Source organism: Asanoa siamensis, from assembly GCF_016862555.1.
In the GTDB taxonomy this organism is placed as follows: domain Bacteria; phylum Actinomycetota; class Actinomycetes; order Mycobacteriales; family Micromonosporaceae; genus Asanoa; species Asanoa siamensis.
The window spans coordinates 171,008-186,707 of sequence record NZ_BONE01000003.1 but is presented as its reverse complement, the minus strand read 5'-3'; the positions used below and the strand labels follow the sequence as shown (position 1 = coordinate 186,707).

The 15,700-nt window shown below is 70.2% G+C and carries 9 protein-coding genes and 3 pseudogenes; 9 read left to right on the top strand and 3 right to left on the bottom strand.

The annotated features are described in order from the left end of the window. Positions 1–756: 756 nt before the first annotated feature. Positions 757–2,172 (bottom strand): annotated as a pseudogene (gene dnaA / locus Asi02nite_RS03520) (chromosomal replication initiator protein DnaA); the annotation flags it as partial. A gap of 396 nt (positions 2,173–2,568) precedes the next feature. Next, positions 2,569–2,853, bottom strand: a pseudogene (locus Asi02nite_RS43055) (chromosomal replication initiator protein DnaA); the annotation flags it as partial. Between the two features lie 638 nt (positions 2,854–3,491). On the opposite strand from Asi02nite_RS43055, the gene rpmH reads away from it, so the two are divergent. The 9 genes from rpmH to Asi02nite_RS03475 all read left to right on the top strand — a co-directional run bounded on the left by rpmH (position 3,492) and on the right by Asi02nite_RS03475 (position 13,566). Beyond that, positions 3,492–3,629, top strand: a complete 138-nt coding sequence (gene rpmH / locus Asi02nite_RS03515; RefSeq protein WP_203702036.1) for a 50S ribosomal protein L34 — start codon at positions 3,492–3,494, stop codon at positions 3,627–3,629. 35 nt (positions 3,630–3,664) lie between these two features. Then, positions 3,665–4,066, top strand: a complete 402-nt coding sequence (gene rnpA / locus Asi02nite_RS03510; protein WP_203710644.1) for a ribonuclease P protein component — start codon at positions 3,665–3,667, stop codon at positions 4,064–4,066. Then, positions 4,066–4,374, top strand: coding sequence for a membrane protein insertion efficiency factor YidD (gene yidD, locus Asi02nite_RS03505; RefSeq protein WP_203710643.1), 309 nt, complete (start codon positions 4,066–4,068; stop codon positions 4,372–4,374). The genes rnpA and yidD overlap by 1 nt, the downstream gene beginning before the upstream one ends. A gap of 18 nt (positions 4,375–4,392) precedes the next feature. Further along, positions 4,393–5,547, top strand: a complete 1,155-nt coding sequence (gene yidC / locus Asi02nite_RS03500) for a membrane protein insertase YidC (protein WP_239126448.1) — start codon at positions 4,393–4,395, stop codon at positions 5,545–5,547. A gap of 134 nt (positions 5,548–5,681) precedes the next feature. Then, positions 5,682–6,320: a Jag family protein gene (locus Asi02nite_RS03495; protein WP_203710642.1), complete on the top strand. Its 639-nt coding sequence runs from the start codon at positions 5,682–5,684 to the stop codon at positions 6,318–6,320. A gap of 80 nt (positions 6,321–6,400) precedes the next feature. Beyond that, positions 6,401–7,114 carry a 16S rRNA (guanine(527)-N(7))-methyltransferase RsmG gene (gene rsmG / locus Asi02nite_RS03490; protein WP_373312128.1) on the top strand — a complete coding sequence of 238 codons (714 nt, stop codon included), beginning with the start codon at positions 6,401–6,403 and terminating at the stop codon, positions 7,112–7,114. A gap of 2,841 nt (positions 7,115–9,955) precedes the next feature. Then, positions 9,956–11,266, top strand: coding sequence for a ParA family protein (locus tag Asi02nite_RS03485; protein ID WP_373312136.1), 1,311 nt, complete (start codon positions 9,956–9,958; stop codon positions 11,264–11,266). Next, positions 11,263–12,369 (top strand): ParB/RepB/Spo0J family partition protein, encoded by a 1,107-nt coding sequence (locus Asi02nite_RS03480; protein WP_203710640.1) that lies wholly within the window; start codon positions 11,263–11,265, stop codon positions 12,367–12,369. The genes Asi02nite_RS03485 and Asi02nite_RS03480 overlap by 4 nt, the downstream gene beginning before the upstream one ends. 237 nt (positions 12,370–12,606) lie before the next feature. Then, entirely contained in the window at positions 12,607–13,566 is a 960-nt protein-coding gene (locus tag Asi02nite_RS03475; protein WP_203710639.1) for a hypothetical protein, read from the top strand. A 1,739-nt stretch (positions 13,567–15,305) separates the two neighbouring features. Here the strand turns inward: Asi02nite_RS03475 and Asi02nite_RS41390 are convergent. Then, positions 15,306–15,377, bottom strand: a pseudogene (locus tag Asi02nite_RS41390) (50S ribosomal protein L34); the annotation flags it as partial. Between the last annotated feature and the right edge of the window lie 323 nt (positions 15,378–15,700).

The window sequence follows — 15,700 nt, the reverse complement described above, 5'->3', positions numbered from 1 at the left end:
CCGAGACGGTTCGAGCGCCATGCACAAATCCCCAGACGTGATGATTGGTTTTCTTCTCTCTAAAGAGATAAGTAGTCGTCTTCATCGGTGCTGTGCAAACTGTGGATCGTCGCCGTTTTGGCTGGTCAGACACGTTATCCACCGGTGGCGAACATGTGGAGGAACCTGCGTGTAACTCGGCCGCCGATCCACAGGCGATCGTCCGCACACAGCGACGCCGAGTTGTCCACCGGTTGTCCACCGGGTTTACCCACGGTTTCTCCACACCCCTTGGAGATCATCTTCTGAGTTTCCCCAGAACCTTCAACACGCTCCGCACACGGTGTCCACCGCTGTGGATGCAGGAGCCCGCGTCCACAGCACTGTCCCCAGCCTTCGTCCACAGCCTGTGTGGATATCGACGGGCACGACCGCGACGCCGTCCACGACGGTGGACAGCGGCTGTGGATTCGATGTGGGAACTGTGGATAGACGCGAGTCACCTGTGTGTTCTGCGGATAACCGCTCCTTACCTGTGAAGAAACCTGGGGACGCAGACTGATCCAGACTAATCCTAGTAAACAACCTAATCCGGACAATACTGGAAACGCGGGCAGCGACGGTTTTTCCATGTGTGGACACAGCTGTTGGTGAACCTGTGGAGAAGACGTGGAAAAGCCCGGCACCCTGTGGATCGATGCCGGGCTGTGGAAAACGTGCCGAGGTTGTGGAGAACTGAGTGGTCTCAGGCGGTGTGCCTGAACCAACCGGTTGAGATCAGGAGGTCTGCTTGATCCGGTTCGTCAGCTCGGCGATCTGGTTGTAGAGCGAGCGCCGCTCCGCCATCTGCTGGCGGATCTTCCGGTCGGCGTGCATGACCGTGGTGTGGTCGCGGCCGCCGAACGCCTGCCCGATCCGGGGCAGCGAGAGGTCGGTCAGCTCGCGACAGAGATACATGGCCACCTGGCGGGCGTTGACGAGCACCCGCGAGCGGGAGTGGCCGCGCAGGTCCTCGAGCGAGACGCCGAAGTAGTCCGCGGTCGACACCATGATCTGGTCGGCGGTGATCTCGGGGCCGGAGCCGTCCGGGATGAAGTCGCGGAGCACCTCTTCGGCGATCGCGAGCTCGACCGGCGAGCGGGTCAGCGAGGCGAACGCGGTCACCCGGATGAGCGCGCCCTCGAGCTCGCGGATCGAGTTGGCGATCCGGGAGGCGATGAACTCGAGGACGTCCGGCGGCGCGTACAACCGTTCCTGCGCCGCCTTCTTCTGCAGGATCGCGATCCGCGTCTCGAGGTCCGGCGGCTGGATGTCGGCCAGCAGCCCCCACTCGAACCGGGTGCGCAGCCGATCCTCCAATGTGGCCAGCTGCTTCGGCGACCGGTCCGAGGTGATGACGATCTGCTTGTTGGCGTTGTGCAACGTATTGAAGGTGTGGAAGAACTCTTCCTGCGTACGCTCGCGGTTCTCCAGGAACTGGATGTCGTCGATCAGCAGGATGTCGACGTCGCGGTAGCGGCGCTGGAACGCGCTGGTCTTGTCGTCGCGCAGCGAGTTGATGAAGTCGTTGGTGAACTCTTCGGTCGAGACGTAGCGCACCGACCGCGCGTTGCCCAGCGTCGTGGCGTAGTGGCCGATCGCGTGCAGCAGGTGCGTCTTGCCGAGCCCGGAACTGCCATAGATGAACAGCGGGTTGTACGCCTTGGCCGGCGACTCGGCCACCGCGACCGACGCGGCGTGCGCGAACCGGTTGGACGAGCCGATGACGAACGTCTCGAACATGTACTTCGGGTTGAGCCGGTTGGCACTCGCCTCTGTGCCCGGGCGCCGGTCGTCGCGGCGGGGGTCGCCGGAGCGGCCGGGCCCGGAGTCGCCGCCCTCGCGCCGCATCGGCTGCGTCGGGGGCTCGTCGTAGCGGTTGTCGCGCCGGTCCGGCTGGGCGGGCGGTCGCGCTTCCTCCCGCGGCTGGTACGGGGTGCCGTAGGTCGTGCCGCCCGTCGAGTAGCCGGGGACGGCCTGCGGCGGGGTCGGCGCCGGCGGCGGTGCGTACGGGCTGCTGAACAGCGCGTCCTGCCGGTCGCGCTCGGCGTCGCGCGGTGTCGGGTTCGCGGCGGGGACCGGCGGGCGGGCCGTGCCGACGGCGCCGGTGCCCGCGGGGCGGGGGGACGGGCCGGGCGCGGCGGGGCTGGTCGGCGTCGGGTCCAGCGGGGGGTTGGGCTTGGGCTGGATGACGCTGTGCAGCGCGGTCGGCGCGTTGAGGGCGGTGAGGGGGTCGGACTTGGCGGGGGCGCTGCTCGGGCTGGTCGGGCCGGTGGTCGGGCGCGGGTCGGCCGGCGCGGGCTTCGGGGCCGGGGTCTGGGCCTGGGCCTGGGCCGCTGACGCGGGGCGCGCGGTGGGCTGCGGTGGCGTGCCGGGCTGGCGGGGAGCGGGCGGCACCGGGGGCGCGGACTGGGCCGGCGGCGCGCTTGCCTGCTGGTGTGGTTCGCCACCCCCGGACCCGCCCGCGGTGTCCGGCGGCGTGCTGCGCTGGTGGGGTGGGAAGGAGTTGGCGGCGTAGCCACCGCCTTCCTCGGGCGGGGCGATGGTGAAGCCGGTCGGCCGGGGCTGGCCGTCTTCGGGCGGGCGGACGGTCACCGCGACCTGGATCGCGCGGCCGAGCCGGCGCGAGAGGGCCTCGGTGATCGCCGGGCGCAGCCGGGACTCGATGACGTCGCGGGTGAAGGCGTCGGGCACCGAGAGCAGTGCGGTGTCCTCGACGATGGCGCGGAGCCGGGTCAGCCGGAGGTAGGCGCGCTGCTGGGCGGAGACGATCTCGTCAGCCAGTTCATCGGTCGCCGCCAGCCAGACCCCGGCGAGATCGATCGTCTCGGACACCCTGTCGCCACCCCCCTCGCTCCATGTGCTCGGCCGCGACGGGCCTGCTCAGACCCGCCGCGCCTGGGCACAGTCCCCCGCGTACGGGCGGCTGGCCTGACCGCTTGTCCACAAGTTATCCACAGCCTGTGTGCTGGCCGATCGTGGCGCCTGTCCCATACGAACCGTCGAGCCCGGACTCAGCCGTTTCGGCATCGGCATGGCTACACCGTGCCGAACGATTGACCACCTCGCCCGGTTTTGCCCCGTATGGCAGCCGTGAGCCCCCCAGATCGCCGACCGGCAACCCGGCACGCTAACAGCGTTGTCCACACCCCTACAACCGTTGTACAGAGAACTGCCTTCTCGGTATACGCAAAAGGGGGCAGGTTCCGGGTGCGCCGTACCGGCCGCGGCCTGCGACGACGCGCCGTTTGCCGGTGTTTGACGCTCAAGGTCGGCGTGCGTAGGCTTGAGCGGCCGCTCCGTCGCCCTCTGGTAGGGTGGCGAATGCTTGCTGCGTAGGTGCCCCGTGCGGCGCCCCACGCGTGACGAGCACGCCGGCCGACGCGCCGAGGCACCCCTCGTGCGGCGCGCCTGTTTCGAACCAAAGACCCGGCCCTGCCTGTGCGGGACCGCCCGACGACGGAGAGCCTGACGTGAGCAAGCGCACCTTCCAGCCGAACAACCGCCGGCGTGCCAAGACCCACGGCTTCCGGCTGCGCATGCGCACCCGCGCCGGCCGCGCGATCCTCTCCGCCCGCCGGGCGAAGGGTCGCAAGGAGCTGTCGGCCTGACCTCAGTCCGGCACCGGGATGGAAGTAGGGCAGCGATGCTGGCCGCCGCGCAACGCCTACGGCGCCGCGACGAGTTCACCGCCGCCGTTCGCAACGGCCGCACCGAAGGCCGCGGCGGGGTGGTCGTCCACCTGACGCTTTCGTCCCCGCATGACCTCGACCAGCCGGCGTCCGCCCCTGGTGCGGCATCCGCCACACCACCGGCGCGCGCCGGCTTCGTCGTGTCCAAGAAGGTCGGCGGCGCCGTCGTCCGCAACCGGGTCAAGCGCCGGTTGCGACACCTGGCCCGGGCCCGGCTCGACGCGTTGCCGGCCGGGTCGACGCTGGTGGTGCGCGCGACGCCACGCGCCGCCGAACGGTCGTACGAGCGGCTCGGTATGGATCTTGATCGAGCGATAGCCGCCGCGAGTGTCCGTCGCAAGGGTCGGGGGGCGTGATGAGTTCTCAGGAAACCATCAGCAACACGACACCCGGGAAACCCAGCCTCCCCGCCCGCGTACTGGCTTTTTGCATCATCGCGTACCGTCGTTGGATAAGCCCGGCACTGCCGGCCCGTTGTCGGTTCTATCCGTCGTGCAGCGCGTACGGCCTCGAGGCCGTGTCGCGGCATGGTGCGATCCGCGGAACCGGTCTGACGGTCTGGCGGCTGCTGCGCTGCCACCCCTTCCACCCCGGTGGCTACGACCCGGTGCCGGAACCGCGTCGTCGTCGCCCCGCCGGCACGGCGGAACCCCTGGCCGAGTGACGGGAGCCCTTGGTGCACATCAGTCTCGACTGGATCTACTACGCGATTTCGTGGATCCTGCTGCGCTGGCACGGGGTGTGGGACGCCATCGGCGTGCCCGATCGGCCGGTGTTGGGCACCACCTGGTCCTGGATCCTGGCGATCTTCTTCCTCGTCGTCACGGTCCGGGTCATCCTCTTCCCGATCTTCGTCAAACAGATCAAGTCGCAACGTGCGATGCAGGCCCTGCAACCCAAGGTCAAGGAGCTGCAGGAGAAACACAAGGGTGACCGGGAAACGCTCCAGAAAGAGATCATGGAGCTGTACCGGACGGAGAAGGCCAACCCGCTCATGGGCTGTCTGCCCATGTTCCTGCAGATTCCGGTCTTCCTCGGCCTGTTCCACGTGCTCAAACGCCTCAACCCGAACAACCAGGCGAAGGAGCTGTACGGCTGGACCGCCGCGCAGTTCGACAGCGCGTCCCACGCGACCCTGTTCACGGCCCCGATCTCCGGCCGGTTCGGTTCGAGCGCCGCGGAGCTCGCCCCGCTCGACGCGAGCGTCATCACCGTCAAGATAATCGCGGCCATCCTGGTCGTCATCATGATCACGACGACCTACCTGACCAGCCGCCAGATGATCCTGAAGACCGGTTGGGCCGAGGACCCGCAGCAGCGGATGCTTCAGCGGATCATGCTCTACGGCATCCCGGCGTCGCTGCTGATCTCCGGTGCGATCTTCCCGATCGGTGTGATCATCTACTGGGTCACGAACAACCTCTTCACCCTCGGCCAGCAGCAATGGGTGTTGCGGAAGTTCCCGCCGCCGGCGGTGAGCACGGCCAACACGGTCAACCGCTACTCGGAAGCCGGCGAGAAGGCTCGGGCGGCCCAGGCCGCGCGCGAGGCACAGGCGCAGCAGAAGTCGTCAGGTGGCTTCCTCAGCCGCATCACCGAGGCGGCCCGGTCCGCCGCCGCTCCGCAGCCCGGCGCCGCCCCCAAGGCGGTCGGCAAGGGCGCGGCTGGTGGCAAGGCGGTGGCTGCTGGTGGCAAGGCGGCCGGCGGCAAGGCCAACGGCAAGCAGCCGGACGCGGCGAAACCCGCGGTCGACGGGAAGGCGCTGGCGCCCAAGCCCGGCGCGAAACCGGTCAACCCGAAGAAGGCCGGCGGCCGCCGCCCGGCGAAACGCAAATGAGCGCGGCGGCCGGCGTCTCCTCCGCCGGCCGCGCCTCCTGCGACCACAGACGTGCCCGGCCCGGTGACCTGCTCACCCGGGCGGGCTGACCAGCGGACCTCACGGTCCGGCGAGAGACATACGGAGATGACACCGTGACCGACACCAGCATCCCCCGCACCGAAGAGCCGTTCGACGAGGAGAAGGACGAGGCTGCTGCGCGTGCGGACGAGGCCGCTGAGCTGGCCGAAGACGCGGATGAGGCGGATGAGGCCGACTCGGCCGAGGAGGGCTCCGAGAAGGCCGAGGGTGCCGAGGCGAAGGAGACCAGCGACAGCGACCTGTTCCGACAGAGCGAGATCGCCGCGGACTACGTCGAGGGCCTGCTCGACATCCTGGACTACGACGGCGACATCGACGAGCTCGTCTCCGGTGGGCGGCCGATGGTCGAGGTCGTCGGCGGGCGGCTGCAGCCGCTGGTCGGCCAGCGCGGCGCCACGCTGGAGGCGCTGCAGGAGCTGACCCGGCTCGCGGTGTTCCGGGAGACCGGCTCGCCGAGCCGGCTGCTGCTCGACGTGGGTGGCTACCGGGCCAACCGCCGCAAGGAGCTCGCCGCGGTGGCCAAGAACGCGGTCGAGAAGGTCAAGGAGTACGGCGAGTCCGTGCGCCTGGAGCCGATGTCGGCGTTCGAGCGCAAGTGCGTACACGATGTCGTCAACGCCCTCGCCGGCGTGGAGAGCGAGTCCGAGGGCGTCGAGCCGCACCGCCGGATCGTCGTACGCCCGGCTCCCTGATGTCTTTCACCGCGCCCTCGTGCGCGGCGGTTCCGGCCCGGGCGGTCACTCGCCCGGGCCGTTCCATGTCTGGAGTGTTCTTGCCTGTGACTGACGAGTTGCCGCCGCCCCCGCCGGTGGCCGTTGATCTTTTCGGCGACCGCCTGCCGCTGGCCGTCGCGTACGCCGAGCTGCTGGCGACCGACGGCGTCGTGCGCGGCTTGATCGGCCCGCGCGAGGCACCGCGGATCTGGGACCGCCACCTGCTCAACTGCGCGACGATGACCGAATTGATCCCGTACGGCGCTTCGGTGATTGACGTGGGGTCTGGGGCGGGTTTGCCCGGTATCGTGCTTTCGGTGGCGCGGCCGGACCTCTCCGTGGTCCTGGTCGAACCACTGGCACGACGGACCGCCTTCCTGGCGGAAGTGGTGACCCAACTCGGCCTCGACGACGCGGTTTCGGTCGTCCGTGGCCGGGCTGAGGAGGTCCGGGGCGAGCTTGCCCCGGCCGACGTGGTCACCGCTCGGGCGGTCGCGCCGCTCGACCGGCTCGCCGGCTGGTGTCTCCCCCTCACCGCACCCGGCGGACGGCTGCTCGCCCTCAAGGGCGCGTCGGCGTCCGACGAGATCGCGGAACACCAGACCGCGATCGGTCGACTGGGTGGTGCCACGGCGGTCGTACGGCAATGCGGGGTCGGCCTGGTCGACCCACCGACGACGGTCGTGGAAATCATCCGGGAACGCGTGGTCGAGCCGGCACAACCTCGGACCGCGAGCCGAGGTCGAGGTCGAGGGAGAACGCGGAGGGGTTAGATGGGTCGGCGGGGACCAGCGTCAGGTTTCGATTCCTCTTCCCCGCCGCCTGACGCGGCCCCGGTGCGAGGGCGTCGTTCCGACCCGCCGGACGCCGCGGCGTCCGGTTCGTCGGGTGCGCAACGCGGACGCCGTGCGTCGGGTTCGCCTGACTCGTCGGGCTCGAAGTCGGGACAGCACGCCGTGACCGTTGAGGCGTCCTCGTCCGCACCGAAGCCGCGAAAGCGCCCAGGCACCGCGGTGGGTTCCTCTTCGTCCTCGAGTGTCCGGTCGCGGGCCGACGGGTCGTCCGCGTCGGCGTCGGGTAGGCAAGCAGCCGGTGGCCGCGGGGGGGCCGTTGCCGGCCATGCCCCGGCGGAGGCTTCTGTTGGGGCTGAGCGTGGATCCGCCGAAGCGCCGACGGTGCGCAAACGAGCCCCGGGGGCAGATGAGCGGACCCGACGAACGGCATCCGCGGCGGTAGGCCCGGATCACGCCGCAGGCAGTTCCCCCGCCCAGCAGGCAGGTCGTGGTCGGCAGCGGCGCAAAGCGGTGAATGACGCTGCCGATGTGGGTCTTGCCGTCGACAAGGCGGCTGGGGTGACCAAAGCGCGGCGGTCAACCGCTGAGGCTTCTCCAGAATCGCCGCCTCGGTCGGCGCGTAAGCCTCGTGGTGCCGCGTCTGCTGCGGCGGCGGCTCGAGTCGTTGACGCGGCGGGCTCGGCGAGCAAGGCCGCGCCATTGAAAGCGAGCGCCACGCTTGTGCCGGAAGCCCCTGCGCGGCGGGCGTCGGTAACCACTAAGGCCGGTGATGTTGTTCCGGTCGACCCTCCATCTGGCCCGCGGCGGCGGCGCGGCACCGACCAGGTCGTCGGGACGGCGGCGCCTGCGGGCAAGTCGCGGCTGTCGAGGGTGGCGGCTGACTCGGCGCCGGAGGCTTCTTCGCGGCCGGTGCGGGCCGTGGCTCGAGCAGACGACACTGCGCCGGTGGAGCCCGCGCCTGGTGGCCGGCGGCGGCGCGGCACCGACCAGGTCGTCGGGACGGCGGCGCCTGCGAGCAAGTCCGCGCCGTTGCCGCTGACGCCTGACTCGGCATTGAAGGCTTCCTCTCGCCAGGCACGGGCCGCGGCTCGAAGGCACGACGCTGCCCCCGTGGAGCCTGCGCTTGGTGGCCGGCGGCGGCGCGGTTCTGCGGCCGCGGTGAGTCAGGTTGTCGAGCCCGCGGGCGTAGCCAAGCAGGCGGCGCGCGGGAAAACGAAGGGCACGTCGGCGCCGGCAACCCGTCCGGCGCCCACAACCGCTCAAGGCGGCGACGCTCCCCCGGTCCAGCGCGGGACCAGTGGTCGACGGGGACGCAGCTTCGCGGCAGACGTCGAGGGGTCGACGTCCGGGTCCCCGGAGCAGGATCACGCCGACCAGTTGCTGGTGACCGACAAGCCGCAAAAGCGGCCGTCTCGCCACGCGATCGGGCCCGCGGACTCGGATGCGCCCGCTGCCGTTGGCACCCGAACCGGTGGGGCTGCCGCGGACGGTGCGGCACGCCGTGCCGGCGGAGTCGGCGCCCCGCGCGGCGCGGTTGTGGCCGATGGCGCGGCAGCCCGTGCGAGGGCTGCTGGTACGCCGGGTGGCGCGGTTGCGGCGGACGGTGCGGCACGCCGCGCGACCGGAGTTGGCACCCCGCGCGGAGCGATCGCCGCGGACGGCGGAGCACCCCGCGCGAGGGGAGTTGGCACGCCCCTTGGCGCGGTTGCGGCGGACGGCGCGGTACCCGGCACGAGCGGAGTTGAGCGCTCCCCGCGGCGTGCGGGCGCGACCCCGACCACCCGACGTCCTGCGGCAGGCTCCCCTCCTGGCGGGCAGCCTGACCGCGATGCAACTGACCTGGTGCCCAATGTCGATGCGCGGGCGACGTCTCGTTCCAGCGACAGGGCGACCAAGGCCAGTAGGGCGACCAAGGCCAGCGCGACCAAGGCCGGTAGGGACAGATCCGGTCCGCAGCAGGGCGAAGGGGCGGTCCCGGCGCCGGACCAGAGCCGGCAAGCCAGGGCGGATGGCGGTCGGGGCGCAACGCGGCAGCGGCGGGCAGGTGCCGCGGAGGGCGCGGCGCCCGCCGTGGGTGAGCTGGGTGGATCAAGTAAGGGCAGAGGGTCGCGCGATTCGAGTCGAGGTTCTGCGGTGTCTGGTTCGGTTATGCGGGGCGGTGAGCCGGGCGGGTCCGACCGTCGGCACACATCGGGCGGGGCCGGTCGTAAGGCGGCTAACTACGTGGAACGGACTGACGACGGTCAGCAAGAGGAGAAGCTGGCGCGCCGGCCCGGTGTGGCGCGGTCAGCGCCGGGACAACAGCGCGGTGGCCGGTCGGGTTCGCCTGACATGCGGCAAAAGGGCGGTAATGAGGGTCCTGGCGAGGCTGGCGTCCGGCCGCCGCGACCCAGCAACAAGGCGCCCCGACCCACGCAGAGCGCCGACGATGGGGTCGCGGACGAGGGTACGAAGGCCGGCAACCGCCGCGGGGCCGTGTCGGGTTCCCGTCGGGTTCCGGTTGGGGGTACCGGCTGGCCGCCGGTGGCGACGCCGCGGCGGGGTGGCTACCTGCGGCTCGTTGACGGCTTCCTGGTGTTTGTCCCTCCAAACTCGGGTATCGAAAGCACCGACGAGCCGAACAGCCGTGGCCTTGAACGGAGTTCGGCCGTAGGCTGGCCGCGCGGCAATAGTGCGGAACGCGAGGCGGAAAGCCTCTCCCCTGCGCCGGCCGACCAGAAGCGGACTGCATCGGCTAGGCCGGCCGGAGCGATGTCGCCGCCGGATGCGATCACCTCGAGCGGCGAAGCCGATACACCCCGAGCGGACAGGGACGACACCGTGCATGACAACGGCAACCTCGACCCCGGCGCGACTGCGCCTCATGTTTCACGTGAAACCGGGCCCGATGGTTGGGCGGTCGGTAAGCGGGTGCCGGCGCCTGACTCCGGACTGCCTCATCCGCGAGTCGCGAGTGGACAGTCCGAGTCGGTAGACACCGCATCCGCCGAGCCCGGGACAGCGCCCCGCGTACCCCTCGCCGTACCATTCTCTAGCCCGGAGAGCGCTGGCGGCGTCGCATATCCGGGTCGGCCCGATGTGGCCGAGCGCCCCCCGGCTCCGTCCCCACGCCCGCAACCAGCCCCCGGCTCGGATCGGGTCGACGTCGCCCCGCCCCGGCCCGCACCACCTCGGCCTGCCACGCCCACCGTGGCGCCCGAGGCGATCCCGGAGGAAGCGGTGACCGACGCGTACGTTTCACGTGAAACCCCTACACGTGACGAGGACGACCCGCCGTTGGCCATGGAGGCCCTACGCGCCGTGCAGATCCTGAATCCGAGCGGCGACATCACCATGCCGCGTCCGGACCACACCCGGATCATGTGCGTCGCTAACCAGAAGGGCGGCGTGGGCAAGACCACCACGACCGTCAACCTGGCCGTCGCGCTGGCCCTGCACGGCAACCGCGTCCTGGTGGTCGACCTCGACCCGCAGGGCAACGCGTCGACCGGCCTGAACGTGCCCCATCACGCCGGCATTCCGGACGTGTACGACTGCCTGATCGACAACGTGCCCCTCTCCGACGTCGCCCAGGCCGTCGAGGGCATCCCGAACCTGTGGTGCGTACCCGCAACGATTGATCTTGCTGGTGCGGAGATCGAACTCGTCTCCGTCGTCGCGCGTGAGTCCCGCCTGTCCCGGGCCATCGCCGCGCACCCGGCCACCTTCGACTACGTCTTCATCGACTGCCCGCCGTCGCTCGGTCTGCTGACGGTCAACGCGCTCGTCGCCGCGCAGGAGGTGCTGATCCCGATCCAGTGCGAGTACTACGCGCTGGAAGGGCTCAACCAGCTGATCAACAACATCAATCTGGTACGCCAGCACCTCAACCCGACGCTCGACGTCTCCACGATCTTGCTGACCATGTACGACCGCCGTACCCGCTTGGCCGATGCCGTGGAGCAGGACGTGCGCAACCACTTCGGCGACAAGGTGCTGCGCGCGGTCATTCCCCGCAACGTGCGGGTCTCCGAGGCGCCTAGCTATGGCCAGTCGGTCATGACCTACGATCCAGGGTCGCGTGGCGCCACCAGCTACTTCGAGGCGGCCCAGGAGATCGCTGAGCGTGGCGTCAAGGGAGGCAAGGCATGAAGAACCGTCCTAGGGGCGGTCTCGGGCGCGGGCTGGGGGCGTTGATCCCCACTGCTCCGGCACCGGCGTCGTCTGTGGCGGTCGCTCCGCCGCCGGACGAGACCGAGGTCGAGGCGCCGCCCGTCGCCAGTGCTCCGCCGGCGCCCGCGCAGGTGTCCGCTCCCCCGGCCGAGGCGCCTGCGCCGCCGCCTCCGCCCGTACCCGCGGAGGTGGCGCCCGAGCCCGCCGCGGAGGTCGCGCCGGCCCCGGTGAGTGATCCGGGTCCGGACCTGGCGCCGGTTCCTGGCGCGCGTTTCGCGGAGTTGCCCGTCGACGCGATCGTCCCCAACGCGCGGCAGCCGCGGTCGGTTTTCGACGACGAGGCGCTCGACGAGCTGAAGGTCTCGATCCAGGAGGTCGGCTTCCTGCAGCCGATCGTGGTACGCGAGACCGAGGAGCCCGGGCGCTATGAGCTCGTCATGGGCGAGCGGCGTTGGCGGGCGGCTCAGGCGGTCGGGCGTTCGACCATCCCGGCGATCGTCCGTGACACGCGCGACGATGCGATGCTGCGCGACGCTCTCCTGGAGAACATCCACCGGGCCAATCTGAACCCGTTGGAAGAGGCGGCCGCGTACCAGCAGCTGCTCGACGAGTTCGGCGCCACCCATGAGGAGCTGGCCCGGCGGATCGGGCGGAGTCGGCCGCAGATCTCGAACACGATCCGGCTGCTCAACCTGCCGGCGGTCGTACAGCGTCGGGTCGCGGCTGGTGTGTTGTCGGCGGGGCACGCGCGTGCGCTGCTCGGTCTGGACGACGCCCAGACGCAGGAGGAGCTCGCACACCGGGTCGTGGCGGAGGGTCTGTCGGTACGGGCGACCGAGGAGTTGGTGACGCTCGCGCTGGCTGACGGTCCGGCGAAGCAGACTCCGGCGAAGCGGCGGGTCAAGGCGGTGGCGCCGGCGCTCACGGATCTGGCTGACCGGCTGTCGGACCGCTTCGACACGCGGGTCAAGGTGGAGCTCGGCCGGAACAAGGGCAAGATCTCAATCGAGTTCGCGACGGTCGACGACCTGGAGCGGATCGTGGGGATCATCGGGATGGACGGGGAGCCGCCCGCGGAGTGAGCCCGTTTGTCGTCGACGGCCGCGAACCCCTCTCGGGTTCGCGGCCGTTTCACGTGAAACGCGGATCCACCGGGGGCTCGAAGTTTTACACAGGCGTTGTCCACAGGCACCCCTTCAAAAGAGCAAAATCCCGTGTCGGAGGCGTTATTGGCCTGTGGATGAACAAGTGGAGAGGACCCCTCCACCGCCCGAAATGGGGAAGGACGAGGGCCCGCATCCTCCGATAGGGTCACCCTCGTGCCTCACTCCGCCGACTCGGTCCCCGCATACACCAAGTGGCCTTCGTTCCCGTTCGAGGGCGATCTGCGCGTCAAGAAGCTCGCCGACCCCGTCGACGCCGAACCCCGGCGAAAGGGCGAGGACGCGGCCGACTGCGTTGCCTGCAACACCCCGGACGACGCGTACATCTGGGTGAGCGAACGGTGGCGCGTCCGCGCGATGGAACGCCCGACGGGCCTGCCGATGGTGCTCATCCTCGAGGCCCGGTCGCACTTGGATCTGGGCGACCTGCCCAACCTCCTGGCCGCCGAACTCGGCGTGATGACGGTCCGGCTCGAGCGCGCTGTCCGCTCCCTTGACGGGGTGGCCCGGGTGCACGTCAACCGGTGGGGTGACAGCTCGGCACACCTGCACATGTGGTTCCTGGCGCGGCCGTACGGGCAGCTTCAGCTCCGCGGCACGTTCCTGTCGCTGTGGGACGACATCCTGCCGCCGATCGCCGAGTCGGTGTGGCGGGAGAACCTGGCGTTGGTGGCGGCGTGGCTCGCGGAGTTCGGCGGCACGCCGCTCGCGGAGCCGCCGCACATCCAGTGGCAGGCGCCGTCGAGCCTGACACCGCAGTCGACGCCGGCCGCAGTGAGCGCGGCGGCCGAGGTGGGGGCGGAGCCGCTGTCGGTGGCTATCGCCGAGGCACCGGAGGGGGTGCCGGATTCTGACGGGGCGGCGGCTGATAGCTCGGGCGCGGGCGATGCGGAGGTGGCGGTCGGGGTAGCTGCTCCGGTCGCGGTCGGGGTGGCGCCGGTCGAGAGCCCCGCGGGTGGCGGGAAGTCGGCGGGCGGCGAGCGTCCTGAGGCGCCGGGTGCTGGTGCTCGGGAGGCGGGGTCGGGGGCTGGGGTCGCTGTGATCAAGGCGCCGGCGTCGGAGGGTGGTCCGGCTCCTGTGGTCGTTGCGGGTTCTACGCAGCCGGTGAAGCCGTAGGTTCTCAGCTTTCTCGGGAGCGCACCGGGCCCTCGGGCCTGGTGCGCTCTTTGGTTTCCCGTGAAACGTCGTCGGCGGCGGCGGACCTCCCGGGACAGTGTGGACCAGCTCGCGGGTGGCGGTGTGCCTCGGGCTGCTGCGGTGGTGGACGGTCGTGGGTTCTCTTCGGCGACGGTCGCCGTGGCAAAGGCCGGGCGACGTGGTCGGTGCGCTTGAGGTGGTGAACCGTTGGTCGTCGCGTGCCGCGGCCGCGTGTCTGTCGACCGACGGCGAGGCCGAGGCCGTGATGACGGCTCCGGTCCGTGCTGGGATGACGGGCGAAGCCAGCCCTAGAACACGCCCGCCCGGACGAGCCGGATGGCCGCCGCGGGCGGTGTGCAGCCAGCGGCAGATGCTCAGTGCTCGTGCCATTGCCTTCAAGGTCGTTCGGTGTCGTTGTGGACTCACGTTTCCCGTGAAACCCTCCGCCGTGCTGGTGGGTGGTGCTCGGCTTCTCTGATGGCGGGAGTGGCTGTAGCGAGGGTGGTCGGCGCGGTGCGGGTGCTTGAGGCGGTGGCCGTTGGTCGATCCGTTTCACCGGGCAATGAGGTACGTCTCGGTGCCGGAGTGCTCGAGGGTGTTCGGTGTCGGTGCGGTCTCACGTTTCCCGTGAAACCCCCCATCCCCCGGCCTGCGGTGGCGGCGGGTCGTGCCTGACCTCTGTGAAGGCGAGAGTTGCTGCGACAAGGGCAACGGCAATGCGGCACGGTCGCTCGCGGAGCCGTGTTGGCCCACGCTATTCGGGATCACCGCGCCCGGCGGAGAATCTGGTTCCGCGAAGCGCCGGTCTCGGACGGCGGGATGCTTGGTCATGTCATCGCACAGCGGGCTCCCGTGCCAAGGCTCTCATCGAGAGCGCCTGGTCCTCAGTCCTCGGGTTGACCGGCGACCGCCGTGGCGTCTTAACCGGTGCCGCCCCTCGCGGCGATCCCAGAAAGGCGGCCTAAGCGAGACCTCGCAAGTACATGGTCATCGCCGGTGCGCGTCGGTACGGTCGGTGCCCGCGTCGGTCGTAGCCGGCTTCGTTCATCCCCCGCCCAGCGGCCCGAAGCGGCCTGCGGCGAAGGTGCCAGGTCGTCGAGACAGCGACAGCAGCGCAGTCCTGGCGGTCGAACTTCGAGTAGACCGCTCGGCAATTGGCCGCAGCCTCGTCGATCCAGCGTCGACGGCGGTCGTGGAACTACGAGACCGGGTCGAAACGGGTGATCCGTTGGTTCCCCGTGAAACAGCCCCATCCCGGGCCGCTTTGAGCCTTGGCGCTTCGGGCATGCGTGGCCCGGTGCAGCCGGGATGACGGCCGACGCCTGCGGTTGGGCGCCGCCAGCCCGCTATGTTCGGCGACCTCGTCGAACCACACGGCTGCATTGGCGTATAGCTACACCAAGGCGTCGCCACCACTTTCAGGTTCAGGCGTCGCCTCTGCGCTGGCGGCGATCGGAGCGTGCGTCGAGCGAAGACCGGACGTTCTGGCAAGAGCTCGTGTGCTCTGAACGCGTTGCTCTTGTTACCTGGGCAAGGGCTGCTTCTGCAGCTGTCCCCGCACAGCCCGAGCGCTTGTGCTGGGCTGTTGGCAAACTGGGCGTGTCGTCAGGGCGTCTTCGTTTCACGTGAAACATCGGCTTCGAAGCCGGCTCGATAGCGAGGCGGGAGGTTCAGCCCAGCGACTGCGGCGCCACTGGCGCCGACGCATGCTCGGGGGGGGAGAGGATCGCGCGGCCGGCGCGGGTGCGCATGCGCACCCGGAAGTTGTGGGTCTTGGCATGCCGGCGAATGCCCGGCGAGTCAGATCGGCTCTGCGGGGAGCTGGACGAGCACGCTGGCTTCGAGTCGGCGACGCCTGGGTGCGAACCGCAGCGGTTGGAGTGGCGGAGACGGTCGGACGGCCTCGCGCAATCAAAGCGCTTCAGTGGCAACCTCAAACGGCCAGTGCCGTACTTAGGCTCGCCGCCCTCGTCGTGGAACGGCCTGGGTAGGCCCCCGGGTTTCGGGCGGCAGTGTTCGAGGCCCGCTCGTACGGTTGGGTGGCGAGGGCTGTTGTCCGCGGAGACGAGCGCGGCGGCTCTGGCGTGGATGTGCGGTGCAGAGGCGAAGGGGC